General features: G+C 74.1%; 14 protein-coding genes. 8 read left to right on the top strand and 6 right to left on the bottom strand.

The window, feature by feature from the left end:
• Positions 1 to 177 precede the first annotated feature (177 nt).
• Positions 178 to 1,260: a zinc-binding dehydrogenase gene (locus tag RLT57_RS04575; protein WP_311296074.1), complete on the top strand. Its 1,083-nt coding sequence runs from the start codon at positions 178 to 180 to the stop codon at positions 1,258 to 1,260.
• A gap of 77 nt (positions 1,261 to 1,337) precedes the next feature.
• On the opposite strand, the gene RLT57_RS04570 is transcribed toward RLT57_RS04575, so the two are convergent.
• A complete protein-coding gene (locus tag RLT57_RS04570) occupies positions 1,338 to 1,862 on the bottom strand; it encodes a DUF402 domain-containing protein (RefSeq protein WP_311296073.1) in 525 nt (174 codons plus the stop codon).
• Positions 1,863 to 1,875: 13 nt separating this feature from the next.
• Positions 1,876 to 2,601: a TetR/AcrR family transcriptional regulator gene (locus RLT57_RS04565; protein WP_311296072.1), complete on the bottom strand. Its 726-nt coding sequence runs from the start codon at positions 2,599 to 2,601 to the stop codon at positions 1,876 to 1,878.
• Positions 2,602 to 2,700: 99 nt separating this feature from the next.
• Between RLT57_RS04565 and RLT57_RS04560 the strand changes: the two genes are divergently transcribed.
• Together RLT57_RS04560 and RLT57_RS04555 are read left to right on the top strand one after the other, a co-directional pair.
• Complete coding sequence (locus RLT57_RS04560) at positions 2,701 to 3,849, top strand: acyl-CoA dehydrogenase family protein (protein ID WP_311296071.1); 1,149 nt, start codon at positions 2,701 to 2,703, stop codon at positions 3,847 to 3,849.
• Positions 3,850 to 3,966: 117 nt separating this feature from the next.
• The gene (locus RLT57_RS04555; RefSeq protein ID WP_399128023.1) at positions 3,967 to 4,635 is read left to right on the top strand and encodes a TetR family transcriptional regulator; all 669 of its coding nucleotides are present in this window, start codon (positions 3,967 to 3,969) and stop codon (positions 4,633 to 4,635) included.
• 131 nt (positions 4,636 to 4,766) lie between these two features.
• Here RLT57_RS04555 and RLT57_RS04550 read toward each other — a convergent pair whose 3' ends face one another.
• Positions 4,767 to 5,231 carry a MaoC family dehydratase gene (locus RLT57_RS04550; protein ID WP_311296070.1) on the bottom strand — a complete coding sequence of 155 codons (465 nt, stop codon included), beginning with the start codon at positions 5,229 to 5,231 and terminating at the stop codon, positions 4,767 to 4,769.
• A 103-nt stretch (positions 5,232 to 5,334) separates the two neighbouring features.
• The gene (locus RLT57_RS04545; RefSeq protein ID WP_311296069.1) at positions 5,335 to 6,771 is read right to left on the bottom strand and encodes an amidase; all 1,437 of its coding nucleotides are present in this window, start codon (positions 6,769 to 6,771) and stop codon (positions 5,335 to 5,337) included.
• A gap of 282 nt (positions 6,772 to 7,053) precedes the next feature.
• On the opposite strand from RLT57_RS04545, the gene RLT57_RS04540 reads away from it, so the two are divergent.
• From RLT57_RS04540 to RLT57_RS04520, 5 genes are all read left to right on the top strand, one after another.
• Positions 7,054 to 7,851, top strand: a complete 798-nt coding sequence (locus tag RLT57_RS04540; RefSeq protein ID WP_311296068.1) for an SAM-dependent methyltransferase — start codon at positions 7,054 to 7,056, stop codon at positions 7,849 to 7,851.
• 71 nt (positions 7,852 to 7,922) lie between these two features.
• Positions 7,923 to 10,670, top strand: a complete 2,748-nt coding sequence (locus tag RLT57_RS04535) for a penicillin acylase family protein (protein ID WP_311296067.1) — start codon at positions 7,923 to 7,925, stop codon at positions 10,668 to 10,670.
• A 297-nt stretch (positions 10,671 to 10,967) separates the two neighbouring features.
• Positions 10,968 to 11,795, top strand: a complete 828-nt coding sequence (locus RLT57_RS04530; RefSeq protein WP_311300568.1) for an SDR family oxidoreductase — start codon at positions 10,968 to 10,970, stop codon at positions 11,793 to 11,795.
• A gap of 115 nt (positions 11,796 to 11,910) precedes the next feature.
• Complete coding sequence (locus RLT57_RS04525) at positions 11,911 to 12,534, top strand: TetR/AcrR family transcriptional regulator (RefSeq protein ID WP_311296066.1); 624 nt, start codon at positions 11,911 to 11,913, stop codon at positions 12,532 to 12,534.
• A 140-nt stretch (positions 12,535 to 12,674) separates the two neighbouring features.
• Positions 12,675 to 13,664: an NADPH:quinone oxidoreductase family protein gene (locus RLT57_RS04520; protein ID WP_311296065.1), complete on the top strand. Its 990-nt coding sequence runs from the start codon at positions 12,675 to 12,677 to the stop codon at positions 13,662 to 13,664.
• Positions 13,665 to 13,764: 100 nt separating this feature from the next.
• Here RLT57_RS04520 and RLT57_RS04515 read toward each other — a convergent pair whose 3' ends face one another.
• Together RLT57_RS04515 and RLT57_RS04510 are read right to left on the bottom strand one after the other, a co-directional pair.
• Complete coding sequence (locus RLT57_RS04515) at positions 13,765 to 15,009, bottom strand: acyl-CoA dehydrogenase family protein (RefSeq protein WP_311296064.1); 1,245 nt, start codon at positions 15,007 to 15,009, stop codon at positions 13,765 to 13,767.
• 6 nt (positions 15,010 to 15,015) lie between these two features.
• The gene (locus RLT57_RS04510) at positions 15,016 to 16,068 is read right to left on the bottom strand and encodes a phosphotransferase family protein (RefSeq protein ID WP_311296063.1); all 1,053 of its coding nucleotides are present in this window, start codon (positions 16,066 to 16,068) and stop codon (positions 15,016 to 15,018) included.
• Between the last annotated feature and the right edge of the window lie 84 nt (positions 16,069 to 16,152).

Below are 16,152 nucleotides of genomic sequence, written 5' to 3'. Positions count from 1 at the left end.
CGCTCCCCTACGCCCTGCCCTCCTGCTCTCTGCCCCTCCGCCATCCTCGGCCGGCCGCGTCTCGACCCGGCGGTACTGCCGCCGTACGTATGCACCCGGTCGGGGGCGGCGGTCCGTCCCGCCGCGCCTCCGTCCGCCGACGGGGCTGCTCGTCCGCAATCGACCCAGGAGACCCCCGTGGTCCGTGCCGCCGTCCTGACCGCCGTGAACGCACCGCTGACTGTTGCCGACATCGAGTTGCCGGAGGCCGGGCCCGGGCGGGTGCGGGTGCGGCTGGCGGCGGCCGGGGTCTGCCACTCCGACCTGTCGCTGTCCAACGGAACCCTGCGGCAACCGGTGCCCGCGGTACTGGGACACGAGGGCGCGGGCACGGTGGTGGCCGTCGGGGAGGGGGTCTCCCGGGTCGCGCCGGGGGACCGGGTGGTGCTCAACTGGGCGCCGGCCTGCGGTTCCTGCCACTTCTGCGGGCTGGGGGAGCCCTGGCTGTGCGCCAACTCGGGCGCGGCGGCGGCAGTGCCGTACGCGAGGCTGGCCGCCGACGGAAGCGACCTCTACCCGGGGCTCGGCACCGCCGTCTTCGCCGAGGAGACGGTGGTCGCGGCGGAGGCGGTGCTGCCGCTGCCGGCGGGGGTGCCGCTGGCGGACGCGGCGCTGCTGGGGTGCGCGGTGCTGACCGGGTACGGCGCGGTGCACCATGCGGCGGCGGTCCGCGGCGGTGAGACGGTGGCGGTGTTCGGCGTGGGCGGGGTCGGGCTGGCGGTGCTGCAGTCGGCCCGGATCGCCGGGGCCGGGCAGATCGTCGCGGTGGACGTGTCGCCGGCGAAGGAGGAGCTGGCCAGGGCGGCCGGGGCCACCGACTTCGTGGTCGCTGGGGAGGACACGGCCCGGCGGATCCGCAAGCTCACCGGCGGTTACGGCGTGGACGCCGCCATCGAGTGCGTGGGCCGGGCCGACACCATCCGTACCGCCTGGTCGGCGACCCGGCGCGGCGGGCGTACCACGGTGGTGGGCATCGGGGGGCAGGACCAGCAGGTCGGCTTCTCCGCGCTGGAACTCTTCTATTTCGGGCGGACGCTGGCGGGATGCGTGTACGGCAACTGCGACCCGGCGAAGGACCTCCCGGTCCTGGCCGGGCATGTGCGGGCAGGGCGGCTCGACCTGTCCGGGATGGTCACCGCCCGGATCGGGCTGGACGACATCCCGGCCGCCTTCGGGGCCATGACCGAGGGCAGGGGCGGCCGGGCCCTGGTCGTCTTCTGAGCCCACGCGGCCCCGTCGGCCCCGCACAGCTGCCCCGCCCCGCACACAGCCCCGCACCGGCCGCGCCGCGCGGCCCGTCAGATCCCGTCGACCATCGCGAGCCACTTCTCGTGCGCTCCGCCGAACGGTCCCGTGCCGCCGGCCACCGCCGCCATCAGCCACCGTGCCGCGGCCTCGGCGGCGGAGATCACCTCGGCCGGGTAGCCGTACGCCACCTGGTGTTCGGCGAACTCGTCCTCGTCCACCAGGACCGGGCCGTCGGCGTCCCGTTTGCGCAGGACGTCGAGATCGAGGTCGACCATGGTGACGCGCCCCGGGGAGGGCCACTGCGGGGGCGTGGTGATGTCGCAGTAGATCTCGGTGGCGCGGGGGGCCGCGTTGAAGGTGGCCGTCCACCAGACGTCGCGGGGGAAGAGGATGACGTGGGCGTCCGCGACCGGTACCTCGGGGTTGCGGCCCTTGCGCATCACGCTGTTGGCGGGCAGGCCGAGCCAGACGCCGTGCTCGTCCTCACCCAGACGGCGCATGCGCAGATTCCAGTGCAGGGAGCCGTCGTACTTCTCGTAGTCGACCTGGACGAGTCCGTATCCGAAGGATGGCATGACCGCCATCCTGTCAGCCCTCGGTGCCGCGCAGCCGCTGGTATTGCAGGGCCAAGCCGTCGATGAGGGCGCGCAGGCCAGTGTCGAAGGCTCCCTGGTCGACCTGTTCGCGCCGGCCGGCCAGCAGGTGGGCCTGGCCGAGGTGCGGGTAGTCGGCCGGGTCGTAGGCCGCCGCGTCGCCGACGAAGCCGCCCGCGAAGGATCCGAGCGCGGAGCCGGTGACGAAGTAGCGCATCAGGGCGCCGATCCTGGTCGCGTGGGCGGGCGGCCAGCCGGCCCCCACCATCCCGCCGAACACCGCGTCGGCCATCCGCAGCCCGGCCGGCCGCAGCCCCGGCCCGGTGGCCAGGAACGGTACGAAGTGGGGATGGTCGGCGAGCGCCGCCCGGTAGGAACGCCCCCACGCCAGCAGCGCGCCCGCCCAGTCCCCGCGGCCGTCGGCCCCGTCCCCGCGCCCGCCTGCCCCATTGTCGTCCCTGGTGCCGTCCGCCCCGGTACCGTCCGCCGTGCCGAACATCGACAGATCGACCTGGGCGATCACCGTGTCGGCCGCCGCGTCCAGGATCGCGTCCTTGGTGGCGAAGTGGTTGTAGAGCGAGGGCCCGCTGACCCCCAGTTCCGCGGCGAGCCGCCGGGTGGACAGCGCGGTGAGGCCCTCCGCGTCGATGAGGTCGAGCGCTGCCTCGGCGATGCGGTCGCGGGTCAGCAAGGGCTTGCGGGGGCGGGCCATGCGGCACATAGTAGAGGCTGCCGCCAGGAAACTAGCGGTGGTAGTTTCCTGTTTTCCGATCACCTCACGCGGTCGGGGACCGAAGGCGCGAAAGGGCCGGGTGCCGCAGTGGACCTTGAGCTGTCCGAGGAGCAGGCCGCCGTCAAGGCGCTGGCCAGGGACTTCACCGACCGCGAGATCACCCCCAACGCGGTTGCCTGGGACCGGGCGGAAAGCGTGGACCGGGGGATCGTGAAGAAGCTGGGCGCGCTCGGCTTCCTCGGCCTGACCGTCGACGAGCGGTACGGCGGCTCCGGCGGCGACCACCTCGCGTACTGCCTGGTCACCGAGGAGCTGGGGAGGGGCGACTCCGCGGTGCGCGGCATCGTGTCGGTCTCCCTCGGCCTTGTCGCCACGTCGATAGCGCACTGGGGCAGCGAGCGGCAGAAGCGGCGGTGGCTGCCCCGGCTCACCTCCGGCGAGGCGGTAGGGTGCTTCGGCCTGACCGAGCCCGGCACCGGCTCCGACGCGGCCGCCCTCACCACCCGGGCGGTCCGCGACGGCGACGCCTACGCGATCACCGGCAGCAAGATGTTCATCACCAACGGCACCTGGGCCGACGTGGTGCTGCTCTTCGCCCGTACCGGCGGCCCCGGCCACCGGGGGATCAGCGCCTTCCTGGTGCCCACCGACACCCCCGGACTGACCCGCCGCGAGATCCACGGCAAGCTGGGGCTGCGCGGCCAGGCGACCGCCGAACTGGTGCTGGACGGGGTGCGGGTGCCCGTCGAGGCCATGCTCGGGCCCGAGGGCAAGGGCTTCTCGGTCGCCATGGCGGCACTGGCCAAGGGCCGGATGTCGGTCGCGGCGGGCTGCGTCGGCATCGCCCAGGCGTGCCTGGAGGCGGCGGTCGGGTACGCCGGCCAGCGCGAGCAGTTCGGCGCGCCGATCGCCGGGCGGCAGCTGGTCCAGGAGCTGCTGGCCGACATCGCGGTGGACGTGGACGCCGCCCGGCTGCTCACCTGGCGGGTCGCCGACCACATCGACCGCGGGCTGCCGTTCGCCACCGAGTCCTCCACTGCCAAGCTCTACGCCAGCGAGGCCGCGGTGCGCTGCGCCAACAACGCCCTCCAGGTGTTCGGCGGCTACGGCTACATCGACGAGTACCCGGCGGGCAAGCTGCTGCGGGACGCGCGCGTGATGACGCTGTACGAGGGCACCAGCCAGATCCACAAGCTGCTGATCGGGCGGGCGCTCACCGGGGTGTCGGCGTTCTGAACGGATACTACTAGCATGAAGCATCCGCTCCGCGTCTAAGCGCTTGCTCACCGGCCGGGTAGGGTGTGGCCCTGTCAACGAACCGGAGCCGGCTGACCGGGGCGGGAGGAGCGTGCGATGAGTACGGAGGCCACCACCGGCGACGAGTCCGCCGGGAGCGGGATGGACGGCCATGAGTCCTGGGCCGACATCACGCCCGACGCCGCCCGCCGGCTGGTGATCGCCGCGGTCGAGGCGTTCGCCGAGCGCGGCTACCACGCCACCACCACCCGTGACATCGCCGGCCGCGCCGGGATGAGCCCGGCCGCGCTCTACATCCACTACAAGACCAAGGAAGAGCTGCTCTACCAGATCAGCAAGGTCGGCCACCGGCGCTCGCTGGCCCTGCTCGGCGAGGCCAGGGACGCCGCGGGTCCGGCCGCCGAGCGGCTGGCGGCAGCGGTACGGGTCTTCGTCCGCTGGCACGCCGAGCACCACACCACCGGTCGCGTGGTGCAGTACGAACTGGGCGCGCTCGGCCCCGAGCACTACACCGAGATCGTCGCGCTGCGCCGCCGGAGCGAGGAAGCGATCCGGTCGATCGTCAAGGACGGGGTGACGGCCGGGGAGTTCGACGTACCGGACGTCTCGGGGACCACCCTCGCGGTGCTGTCGCTGTGCATCGACGTGGCCCGCTGGTTCAACCCGGCCGGCCGCCGGACCCCCGACGAGGTCGGCGCGCTGTACGCCGACCTGGTGCTGCGGATGGTCCGCCGGGCGGACGCCCCGGCCGGCCCCGCGGCGTAGCCGGCGACCCGCGGCGCAACGGCGCCCGCCCGTGTACCGCCGGCCGGGCGCGTACCGCCCGCTGAGCGCCTGCCGCGCGCAGGGCGCCTACCGCCCGCGGGGCATCGGCGGGCGCCGGGCGCGGGCGCGGCTCAGAGGTAGAACCGGGCCACCGTCTCCGCCACGCACACCGGCTTGTCGCCGCCCTCGCGCTCGACCGTCACCCGGGTGACCAGCTGGATCCCGCCGCCCGCCTCCGTGACCCCGGCCACCACCGCGGTACCGCGCAGTCGCGAGCCGACCGGCACGGGGGCGGGGAAGCGGACCTTGTTGACGCCGTAGTTGACACCCATTTTCACGCCCTCGACCCGGAACAGCAGCGGGGTCAGCGAAGGGATCAGGGACAGCGTCAGGAAGCCGTGCGCGATCGTGGTCCCGAACGGGCCGGCCGCCGCGCGCTCCGGGTCGACGTGGATCCACTGGTCGTCACCGGTCGCCTCGGCGAACAGGTCGATCCGCTTCTGCTCGATCTCCACCCAGTCGGTCCAGCCGAGCTGTTCACCTACGGCGGCACGCAACTCGTCGAGCGAGGCGAAGACGCGGGGCTGCTGCGGCATGGCGGGGACCTCCTGGGCATCGCATTTGACCAAGCGCTTGCTCAGCATGGTTCCGGTGACCCGGCCTGTCAACGCGACGGCGCCGCCGGAGCCGCCGCCCCCCTTACGCCCAGACCTCCGGCCGCCGCCCCGCCCACGGCCTGGCCTGCTCCAGCTGCGCCGACAGCGAGATCAGCGTCGCCTCGTCGCCGTACCGCCCGCCCAGCATCACCCCGATCGGCAGCCCCTGCTCCGTCCAGTGCAGCGGTACGTTGACGGCGGGCTGTCCGGTCGCGTTGTAGAGCGGGGTGTACGGGGTGAAGCGCGCCAGGCCCTCGAACTCCGCCAGCGGGTCGTCGTCGTTGCGCAGCCCGCCGACCAGGGACGGCGGCTGGGCGAGCGTCGGGGTGAGGATCACGTCGTACGAGGACAGCAGCGCGTCCGCCATCAGCTGGCCCAGCCCGCGGAAGGCGCGCAGGCCGCCGGCGAAGGCGGTGCCGCCGACCTTGTCGCCCGCCGCCCGCAGCCGCCGGGTGAGCGGCATCAGCTTGGACTCGTCCTCCGGCGCCACCGGGTACATCGTCGCCAGCACCGCCCACACCGCCTCGAAGGCGCTCTTGATCGAGTCGTTGCGCGGCAGTGCCAGCTCGTCCACGTCGTGCCCGAGGTCGCGCAGCAGCGCCGCGGCGCCGTCGTGGGCGGCCCGGCAGTCGGGGTGCAGCTCCACGTCCGGCACCGGCGGGTCCACCAGTGCGACGATCCGCAGCCGGCCGGGGTCGCGGCCGACGTAGGAGGAGAAGGTCTCGCCGTTCGGCAGCGAGGGGGCGCCGTACGGGATGCCCGGCATCGACCCGGCCAGTACGTCCAGCAGCGCCGCCGCGTCCGCGACGGTACGGGCGATCGGCCCCGAGGTGCTCAGCCCGCTGATGTCGTGCTGCACCGGGCCGCCGCTGACCCGGCCCCGGCTCGGCTTGATCCCGAACAGGCCGCACGCGGAGGACGGGATACGGATCGAACCGCCGCCGTCGCTGGCCTGCGCGACCGGCGCGAGGCCGCCCGCGACCGCCGCGGCGGCGCCGCCGCTGGAACCGCCGGCCGAGCGGGTCAGGTCCCAGGGGGTGCGGGCGGGCGGCGCCAGCTTGTTCTCGGTGTAGCAGGGCAGGCCGAACTCGGGGGTGTTGGTCTTGCCCAGCAGGATCGTGCCGCCGTCGCGCAGCCGGGTGACCACGTGGTCGTCGGTGTCGGGGACATGGTCGGCGAAGGCGGCACTGCCCAGCGTGCTGCGCACGCCCGCCACGAAGTTGAGGTCCTTGACCGGGACCGCCACGCCGTACAGGGGCGGCAGCCCGCGGCCCTCGCGACGGGCGTCGCGTGCCGTCGTCTCGGCCTCCGCGGCCTGTTTGCGGGCGATCTCCGGCGTGGTGGTGATGAACGCGCCCAGCGTGGCGTCCAGCCGCTCGATCCTGGCCAGGTAGTGCTCGGTCAGTTCGACCGGAGACAGGGAGCCGTCCCTGATCGCCGCTGCTTGTTCCACTGCCGTCAGGTCGTGCAACTCGCCCATGGCCGTCCCTTCGCCGTCTGGTCTCCGTCGTCCGGCGTGATCTTCGCACTACCGGCTGGTAACGGCCAGACCCCCTCGGCCGCCGTTCCGGTGTCCCCGATCCCCGGGCGGCGCCGGAAGGGCCGCGCCCCGATCACGGCGCCGCGCCCGGCCGAGCCCGGACCCGCCCTCCGGACCCGGACGCCGGGACCGGGTGGCACCGCACCCGCCCCATCGGGCAGCATGCCCCACGCCGGGCGCACCCCGGCCCCGGTCCACCGCCGCACCCCCGTAGGGAACCGCATGAGCCTGCGCCACCACGAGATCGCCGAATCCGGCCATCGCATCCTGAACCCGTACACCGAGGAGAAGCTGATGCTCCTCGGAGAGGTCTGCCGGCTGCGGGAGGGCCAGCGGCAGCTCGATCTCGCCTGCGGGAAGGGGGAGATGCTCAGCCGGTGGGCGCAGCGGTACGGCATCGGCGGGGTCGGGGTCGACCTCAGCGAGGTGTTCCTGACCGCGGCCCGGGAGCGGGCGGCGGAACTCGGCGTCGCCGGCCGGCTGAGCTTCGAGCGGGGGAACGCCGGCACCTACCGGGCCGCGCCCGGCGCCTACGACGTGGTGTCCTGTGTCGGGGCGACCTGGATCGGCGGCGGACTCGCCGGGACCGTCGAGCTGCTGCGGCCGGCGATGCGGGCGGGCGGGCTGATGCTGATCGGCGAGCCGTACTGGAACGAGCCGGCGCCCGAGGAGGCGCTGGAGGCGATCGGCGCCGGGCCGGCGGACTTCACCTCGCTGGCCGGGACGCTCGACCGGTTCGAGGCCGCCGGGCTGGAACTGGTGGAGATGGTGCTCGCCGACGGCGACAGCTGGGACCGGTACGCGGCCGGCCAGTGGCGCGCCGTCTCCGACTGGCTGCGGGCCGCGCCCACCGGGCATCCGGACGCGGCCGACATGCGCGAGTTCCTGGACCACGCCCGGCGGACCCACCTGACCTGGACCCGGCGGTACCTGGGCTGGGGGGTGTTCGTCCTGCGGGAGGCGGACGTGCGGGAGGCGGACGGCCGCGCGGTGCCCGGGGGCGCCGGCCGGGAAAGTTGACGGATCTCCGCCTTCCGGGGTCGTCGTACCGGCGGTAACCTCCGGCGCACCCGTATCCGGAAGGAGCAGACATGCCGCTACGGACCCCACGACGGATCGGCACGCTGAGAGCGGCGGCCGCGGCCGCGCTGCTGGCCCTGGCCGCCACCCTGGTGGCCCCGCTGCCACTGGCGCGCGCCGCCGACCCCGTCACCGACTACTGCGCGGGACAGTGCGCGGACATCCTGCCGCCCGGCGAGAACGGCAACGCCACCCTCGCCGACATCCTCGCCGACAAGGTGCTCGGGACCCGGCCCTCGCACACCATGGACCAGCTCGGCCCCTACTCCTCCCTCGCGGACGGCTACCGGACCCTCACCGACGCCACCATCACCGACTTCTTCAACGACTCCTCCTTCGGGGTGCCGCCGGGCCAGGTCGCCTCGGTGACCAGCCCGCGGTCCGGCGTGACCATCACCCGGGACAAGCGGACCGGCGTCCCGCACATCAAGGGCACCACCCGGTCGGGCACCGAGTTCGGCGCCGGATACGCCGCCGCGCAGGACCGGTTGTGGCTGATGGACCTCTTCCGGCACGTGGGGCGCGGCGAGTTGTCGTCCTTCGCGGGCGGTGCCGCCGCCAACCGCGGTCTGGAGCAGGAGTTCTGGCGCCAGGCCCCGTACACCGAGGCCGATCTGCAGGCCCAGGTGGACTGGCTCGCCGCCAACGGAGGCCCGCGCGGCGGACAGGCGCTCGCCGACGCCCAGTCGTACGTCGACGGCATCAACGCCTACATCACCGCGGCCAGGAACGGGCGCTACTTTCCCGGCGAGTACGTGCTCACCGGGCACATGGACGCGATCACCAACGCCGGGACCATCGAACCGTTCCAGCTCACCGACCTGATCGCGCTCGCCTCGGTGATCGGCGCGCTGTTCGGCACCGGCGGCGGGGGAGAGGTGGAGTCCGCGCTGTCACTGCTGGCCGCGCAGCAGAAGTACGGGGTCCAGCAGGGCACCCGGGTCTGGGAGGCGTTCCGCGAACGCGACGACCCGGAGGCGACCTCCACCGTGCACGACGGCAGCAGCTTCCCGTACGCGGGCAAGCCGGCCGACGCCCAGGGCGAGGCACTGCCCGACCCGGGCTCGGTGACCGCGGAACCGCTCGTCTACGACGCGACCGGCGGCGCCACCCAGGCCACCACCGAAAGCCCGGGAGTCCTGCCGGCCGATCTGCTCGCCAACCCGCGGAAGGGCATGTCCAACGCCCTTGTGGTCAGCGGCGCGCACACCGCCAGCGGCCACCCGGTGGCCGTCTTCGGCCCGCAGACCGGCTACTTCGCACCGCAGCTGCTGATGCTCCAGGAGCTCCAGGGTCCCGGCCTCAGCGCCCGCGGCGCCTCCTTCGCGGGCCTGGGCATGTACGTCGAACTCGGCCGCGGCCAGGACTACGCCTGGAGCGCCACCTCCGCGGCGCAGGACGTCACCGACACCTACGCGGTCGAACTCTGCCAGGACGCCGCCCACTACCTCTACCACGGCGGTTGCGTGCCGATGGAGAAGCTGGAGCGCGCCAACTCCTGGTCGCCCACGGTCGCCGACTCCACCCCGGCCGGCTCCTACCGGATGCAGGTGTGGCGGACCGCCTACGGGCCGGTGGAGTACCGGGCCACGGTCGGCGGCAAACCCGTCGCGTACACCCGGCTGCGCAGCTCCTACCGGCACGAGGCCGACTCCATGATCGGCTTCCAGGAGCTGAACGACCCGGGTTTCGTCCATGACGCCGCCTCCTTCCAGCGGGCCACCCAGGACATCAACTACACCTTCAACTGGTTCTACGCCGACTCCCGGCAGACCGCCTACTACAACAGCGGCACCAACCCGGTACGGGCACCCGGCGTCGACCCCTCCTTCCCGGTGTGGGCACAGGCGCAGTACGACTGGCAGGGCTGGGACCCCGCGGCCAACACCGCCTCCTACACGCCGCCTGCGCAGCATCCGCAGTCGGTCGACCAGGACTACTACGTCTCCTGGAACAACAAGCAGGCGGTCGGCTACACCGCGGCGGCCTTCGGCAACGGCTCGGTGCACCGCGCCGACCTGCTCGACTCCCGGGTCAAGGCGCTGGTCCAGGCGGGCGGGGTGACCCGGGCGGCACTGGCCGGGGCGATGGAGGACGCGGCGCTGACCGACCTGCGCGGGGAGGACGTGCTGCCCGAACTGCTCCAGGTGATCGGCTCCGCGCCGGTGACCGATCCGCAGGAGGCCACCGCCGTGCGGCAGTTGACGGCATGGCGGGCGGCGGGAAGCAAACGGCATCCGGCGTCGGCGGGTTCGCGGACCTACGCCGACGCGGACGCCGTACGGGTGATGGACGTGTGGTGGCCGCTGCTGGTCCGGGGCGAGTTCCAGCCGGGGCTCGGGAGCGGCCTGTACGACGCGCTGGCCGCCGACCTCACCGTCGACGAGTCGCCGTCCGCGGGGCACGGGCCGACCGGTTCGCACGCCGGCAGCTCGTTCCAGTACGGCTGGTGGTCGTACGCCGACAAGGACCTGCGGGCGGTGCTCGGCCAGACCGTCCGGGGGCCGCTGGCCGAGCGCTACTGCGGCGGCGGAGTGCTGTCCGCCTGCCGCGACATGCTGCTGTCCACCCTGAAGCAGGCGGCGGCGGTTCCGGCGGCCACCGTCTACCCGGGCGACGACGGCGGCTGCGCGGCCGGTGACCAGTGGTGCGCCGACTCCATCGTGCAGCGACCGCTCGGCGGCATCGCAGACGACCGGACCGGCTGGCAGAACCGCCCGACCTTCCAGCAGGTGGTGGAGTTCCCCGCGCACCGCTGAGCACGCCCGCTCGCCCGCCCGCCGGGCGCCGGGGGCGCCCGGCCGCCGTTCCGCCGTGTGACGGGGCGCGCCCCGCCGCGGCGGAACGGCGGCGCACCGCGCCTCCGGCAGGGGCGCCCCGCGGACACGCGCGGCCCGCGGGCCGGGCCCCGGATCGTCCGAAGTGCGGCCCGCGGCACGTGCCGCACCGGTCGGCCCGCCTCTTCCGATCCGGGTGACCGACCGCTTAGTATGCACTCAGTGTGCGACGAGGGGGGCCGCCGGGAGCCGCCGAGCCGAAGGAGACACGCCGTGGCCGTGGAAGCGCTGCGCGACGCCCGGGTGGTCGTGACCGGGGCGGGCGGCGGTATCGGAGCCGCGCTCGCCCGCAGGTTCGCCGCCGAGGGCGCCCGGGTGGCCGTCAACGACCTCGACGCCGACGCAGTCCGCGAGCTCGCCGCCGAGATCGGCGCCGCGGCCGTACCCGGCGACGCCTCCGCGGTGGTGCCCGCCGCCCGTACCGCGCTCGGCGGCCGGATCGACGTCTTCTGCGCCAACGCCGGAGTCGGCACCGGAGGCGGCCCCGAGGCCGACGAAGCCGACTGGGAGCTGGCCTGGGACGTCAATGTGATGAGCCATGTACGCGCCGCTCGGGCCCTGCTGCCCGACTGGCTGGAGCGCGGTGCGGGCCGCTTCGTGTCCACCGTCTCCGCCGCCGGCCTGCTGACGATGATCGGCGCGGCGCCGTACTCCGTCACCAAGCACGGCGCGCTCGCCTTCGCCGAGTGGCTCTCGCTCACCTACCGGCACCGCGGGGTCCGCGTCCACGCGGTCTGTCCGCAGGGCGTGCGCACCGACATGCTCCGCTCCACCGGGCTCGCGGGCGACCTCGTGCTCGCCCCGACCGCCATCGAACCGGAGGACGTGGCGCAGGCGGTGCTCGACGGGATCGCGGCCGAGCGCTTCCTGATCCTGCCGCACCCCGAGGTGGCGGACTACTATGCGGCCCGCGCCACCGAACCGGAGCGCTGGCTCGGCGGCATGAACCGGCTCCAGCGCGGCTATGAGGAACTTCAGGTTAAGGAGGCAGCCGGACGCGGCGCCGCCGGGCCCGCCGCCTCGGGGCGGGGAGCGGAACCGGCATGACGCGCCGCGCCGGGCGGCGACCGGGCCGGGGCCGGGGCCGGGGTGCGGACGGACCCGGAGCACACAAACGACCGGCGGGCGGAGCGCGCCCGGAGCGAGGGAGACAGGACGGGCCATGGCACGGAACGTGACAAGCGGCGCCGGCGGCGGACCGGGTAGCGGCACCGTCGCCGCGGTCCCCGAGCGGCTGCTCGCCGAGGCCACCCGGCTCTTCGCCGAACGCGGCTACGACCGCACTTCCGTACAGGAGATCGTCGAGGCGGCCGGCGTCACCAAGGGCGCCCTCTACCACTACTTCGGCTCCAAGGACGATTTGCTGCACGAGATCTACGGCCGGGTGCTGCGCCTGCAGACCGAGCGGCTCGACGCGATCGCCGCCCGTACCACCGGCGTGTCCGAACGGCTCGCCGAGGCGGCTGCCGACGTCGTGGTCACCAGCATCCAGAACCTGGACGACACCAAGATCTTCTTCCGCTCCATGCACCAGCTCAGCCCGGCGAAGCAGAAGGAGGTACGGGCCGAACGCCGCCGCTACCACGAGACGTTCCGCTCGTTGGTCGAGGAGGGGCAGCGCGACGGCCACTTCCGGCCGGAGCTGCGCCCCGACCTGGTGGTCGACTACTTCTTCGGCTCGGTGCACCACCTCGGCACCTGGTTCCACGCGGACGGCCCGCTGTCCGCGGAGGCGGTCGCCGCCGAGTTCTCCGACCTGCTGCTGCACTCGGTGCGGCGGCCCTGACACCCCGGTCCCTGGACAGACCGGGCCCCCGACGCCCCGGGCATCTGAAGGCCCGGCCCCGGGTCCCCCCGCCCGAGCCCCGAGCCGCCAGCTCCTGAAGCCCCGAGCCCCGAAGCCCTGAACCCACCGGGAGTCCCCACGTGAAGGCATGGCGCGTGCACCAGACCGGGCAGCCGCGCGAGGCGATGCGCCTCGACGAGGTGCCGACCCCCGCACCCGGCCCGGGGGAGGCACTCGTCCGGGTGCTGGCCGCGAACGTCAACTTCCCCGACGCGATGCTCTGCCGCGGCGAGTACCAGATCAAGCCGCCGCTGCCGTTCACCCCGGGCGTCGAACTGTGCGGCGAGATCGTCGCGCTCGGCGAGGGCGCCACCGGCCCCACCGCCCGGATCGGCGCCCGGGTGATCACCCCGGCGCTGCTGCCCGGCGGCGCGTTCGCCGAGTACGCCGTGGTGACCGCCGGCGGCGTGCTGCCCGCCCCCGAGGCGCTGGACGACGCGGAGGCCGCCGCCCTGCACATCGGCTACCAGACCGGCTGGTTCGGGCTCCACCGCAGGGCCGTGCTGCGCCCCGGCGAGACCCTGCTGGTGCACGCCGCCGCGGGCGGCGTCGGCAGCGCGGCCGTCCAGCTCGGCAAGGCGGCGGGCGCCACCGTGATCGGCGTCGTCGGCGGCGCCGGCAAGGCGAAGGCGGCCGCCGACCTCGGCGCGGATCTGGTGGTCGACCGGCACCGGGAGGACTTCGTCGCCGTCGTCAAGGAGGCGACCGCCGGCCGCGGAGCCAACGTCGTCTACGACCCGGTGGGCGGCGACGCGTACGCCCGCTCCACCAAGTGCGTCGCCTTCGAGGGCCGCATCGTGGTCGTCGGCTTCACCAGCGGCACCGTCCCGGCCCCCGCCCTCAACCACGCCCTGGTCAAGAATTACTCGATCCTGGGCCTGCACTGGGGCCTGTACAACACCTACGACCCGGTCGCCGTCCGGCAGGCCCACGACGAACTCACCCGGCTGGCCGCCGAGGGCGCGATCAGGCCCCTCGTCACCGAGCGGCTGCCGCTGGACGCCGCCGCCGACGCCGTGCAGCGCGTCGCCGACGGCGCCACCACGGGCCGGCTGGTCGTACTCCCTTGACCGCCGCGGCGCCTTGACCGCCGCGGCGGCGCGGGTGCCGGGCCGGACCGCTGGTCAGACGGTCCGGCCCGGCACCCGGCGGTTCCGGCGGGACCGCCGGTCACACGGTCCCGCCCGGCGCCCGGTGGTCCTCTGCGTACTTCTTCAGCTCGCGCCGGGCCAGCGACCGCTTGTGCACCTCGTCCGGGCCGTCGGCCAGCCGCAGGGAGCGGGCGGCGGCGAAGAGCCGCGCCAGCGGGAAGTCCTGGCCGACCCCGCCCGCGCCGTGCGCCTGGATGGCTCGGTCGATGATCCGCTGGACGGCGGCCGGGGTGGCGATCTTGATGGACTGGATCTCGGTGTGGGCCCCCTGATTGCCGACGGTGTCCATCAGCCAGGCGGTCTTGAGGACCAGCAGCCGCAACTGCTCTATCTCGACCCGGGCCTCGGCGATCCACTCCTGGACGACGCCCTGGTCGGCGAGCGGCCTGCCGAAGGCGGTCCGGGAGGTGACCCGGCGGCACATCAGCTCCAGGGCCCGCTCGGCCATGCCGATCAGCCGCATGCAGTGGTGGATCCGGCCGGGCCCCAACCGGGCCTGGGCGATGGCGAATCCGCCGCCCTCCTCGCCGATGATGTTCTCCGCCGGGACCCGTACGTCGTGGAAGACCAGTTCGGCGTGGCCGCCGTGGTCGGCGTCGTCGAAGCCGAACACCTCCATGCCGCGCCGCACTTCGACCCCGGGGGTGTCGCGCGGGACCAGGATCTGGCTCTGCTGGCGGTGGCGGGCGGCGGTCGGGTCGGTCTTGCCCATCACGATGAGGATCCGGCAGTCCGGGTTCATCGCGCCGGAGATGTACCACTTGCGGCCGTTGATGACGTACGAGTCGCCGTCGCGCCGGATCCGCGTCTCGATGTTGGTGGCGTCGGAGGAGGCGACGTCAGGTTCGGTCATCGCGAACGCGGACCTGATCTCCCCGGCCAGCAGCGGTTCCAGCCACTCCTTCCGCTGCCGCGGGGTGCCGAACTCGGCGAGCACCTCCATGTTGCCGGTGTCGGGCGCCGCGCAGTTGAGGGCGGGCGGCGCCAGATAGGGGCTGCGGCCGGTGAGTTCGGCCAGCGGCGCGTACTGGAGGTTGGTCAGTCCGGCGCCGTACTCACCGGGCAGGAAGAGGTTCCACAGGCCCCGCCGCCTGGCCTCGGCCCTGAGCTCGCGGACCACCGGCGGCGCCGACCAGCGGGCGTCGCCGGTGATCCGCCCGCGCTGCTCGGCGAAGACGGCCTCGGCGGGATGGACGTGCTCGTCGAGGAAGGCGCCCAACTCGGCGCGCAGCTCCTCGGTGCGGGTGTCGTAGGCGAAATCCACGGTGCTTCAGCCCTCGCTTGTGGTGGGTCGGACCTGCCGTCGCCCCAGGGTGCGCAGGCCGTGGTCGATGAAGCCGGGGACGAGGTCGCCGATGTGCTCGAATCCGGCGCCGAGCGTCCGGCCGAGCGTCCAGCGGTAGTGGATGCCTTCGAGGATCACGGCGAGCTTGAAGTAGGCGAACGCGGTGTACCAGTCGATCGCGGACACGTCACGGCCGGAGCGGCGCGCGTACCGCTCGACGAGTTCACCGCCGGCCGGGTAGCCGGGGGCGCTGCCGACGGCGGGGGCGGACCCCGCGCCCTCGGCGCGCAGCTCGCCGTACATCACCAGCAGGCCGAGGTCGGTGAGCGGGTCGCCGAGGGTGGACATCTCCCAGTCCAGGACCGCGGTGAGCCGGCCGCCGTCGTCGATCAGCACGTTGTCCAGCCGGTAGTCGCCGTGTACCACCGCCGGGGCGGGGGAGGCGGGCGGGGCGGCGCCGAGTCCGGCGTGCAGCTCGTCGAGGCCGGGCAGCTCACGGCTGCGGGAGGCGTCGAGCTGCTTGCCCCAGCGGCGCAGCTGGCGGTCGAGGAAGCCCTCGGGGCGGCCGAAGTCGGCCAGGCCCACCGCGCCGGGGTTCACCGCGTGCAGGTCGACCAGGGTGTCGGTGAGGGTGAGCACGGCGGCCCTGGTCCGCTCCGGCCCGATCGCCCGCAGCTGCCGCTCGTCGCGGTACGGGGTGCCGGGCACCGACTCCATCACGTAGAAGGGGGCGCCGACGACCTCCGGGTCCGTGCAGAGCAGCAGGGTGCCGGGGACCGGGACCGGGGTGCCGGCGAGGGCGCTGATCACCCGGTGCTCGCGGGCCATGTCGTGCGCGGTGGCCAGTACGTGGCCGAGCGGTGGCCGGCGGACCACCCAGCTGCCGGTGCCGTCGGTGACGGCGTAGGTGAGGTTGGACCGGCCGCCCTCCAGGAGCCGGGCCCGCAGGCCGCCGGCCACCAGCCCGGGGAGCTCCCGGTCCAGGTGGCCGCGCAGCCGGCCGAGGTCCAGGCCCGGCGGGTCGTCGGTCTCGGTCATACGTGCTCGCTCCTGGTCGGCCGGCGGGGTACGGAAGCCGCTCTCGATCATACCGACTGGTCGGTATGCGGTCCAGATCCCGGA

It is taken from the genome of Streptomyces sp. ITFR-21 (assembly GCF_031844685.1).
Classification (GTDB): domain Bacteria; phylum Actinomycetota; class Actinomycetes; order Streptomycetales; family Streptomycetaceae; genus Actinacidiphila.
Note: the sequence above shows the minus strand (reverse complement) of the source record. Positions and strands in the feature narration are given on the sequence as shown.

What these genes read in the sequence shown, in the direction of transcription:
- RLT57_RS04570 (WP_311296073.1), bottom strand. Translation starts at nt 1,862, where the DNA reads ATGCCATCCTTCGGATACGGACTCGTCCAGGTCGACTACGAGAAGTAC.
- RLT57_RS04565 (WP_311296072.1), bottom strand. Translation starts at nt 2,601, where the DNA reads ATGTGCCGCATGGCCCGCCCCCGCAAGCCCTTGCTGACCCGCGACCGC.
- RLT57_RS04555 (WP_399128023.1), top strand. Translation starts at nt 3,967, where the DNA reads ATGAGTACGGAGGCCACCACCGGCGACGAGTCCGCCGGGAGCGGGATG.
- RLT57_RS04550 (WP_311296070.1), bottom strand. Translation starts at nt 5,231, where the DNA reads ATGCCGCAGCAGCCCCGCGTCTTCGCCTCGCTCGACGAGTTGCGTGCC.
- RLT57_RS04545 (WP_311296069.1), bottom strand. Translation starts at nt 6,771, where the DNA reads ATGGGCGAGTTGCACGACCTGACGGCAGTGGAACAAGCAGCGGCGATC.
- RLT57_RS04540 (WP_311296068.1), top strand. Translation starts at nt 7,054, where the DNA reads ATGAGCCTGCGCCACCACGAGATCGCCGAATCCGGCCATCGCATCCTG.
- RLT57_RS04535 (WP_311296067.1), top strand. Translation starts at nt 7,923, where the DNA reads ATGCCGCTACGGACCCCACGACGGATCGGCACGCTGAGAGCGGCGGCC.
- RLT57_RS04525 (WP_311296066.1), top strand. Translation starts at nt 11,911, where the DNA reads ATGGCACGGAACGTGACAAGCGGCGCCGGCGGCGGACCGGGTAGCGGC.
- RLT57_RS04510 (WP_311296063.1), bottom strand. Translation starts at nt 16,068, where the DNA reads ATGACCGAGACCGACGACCCGCCGGGCCTGGACCTCGGCCGGCTGCGC.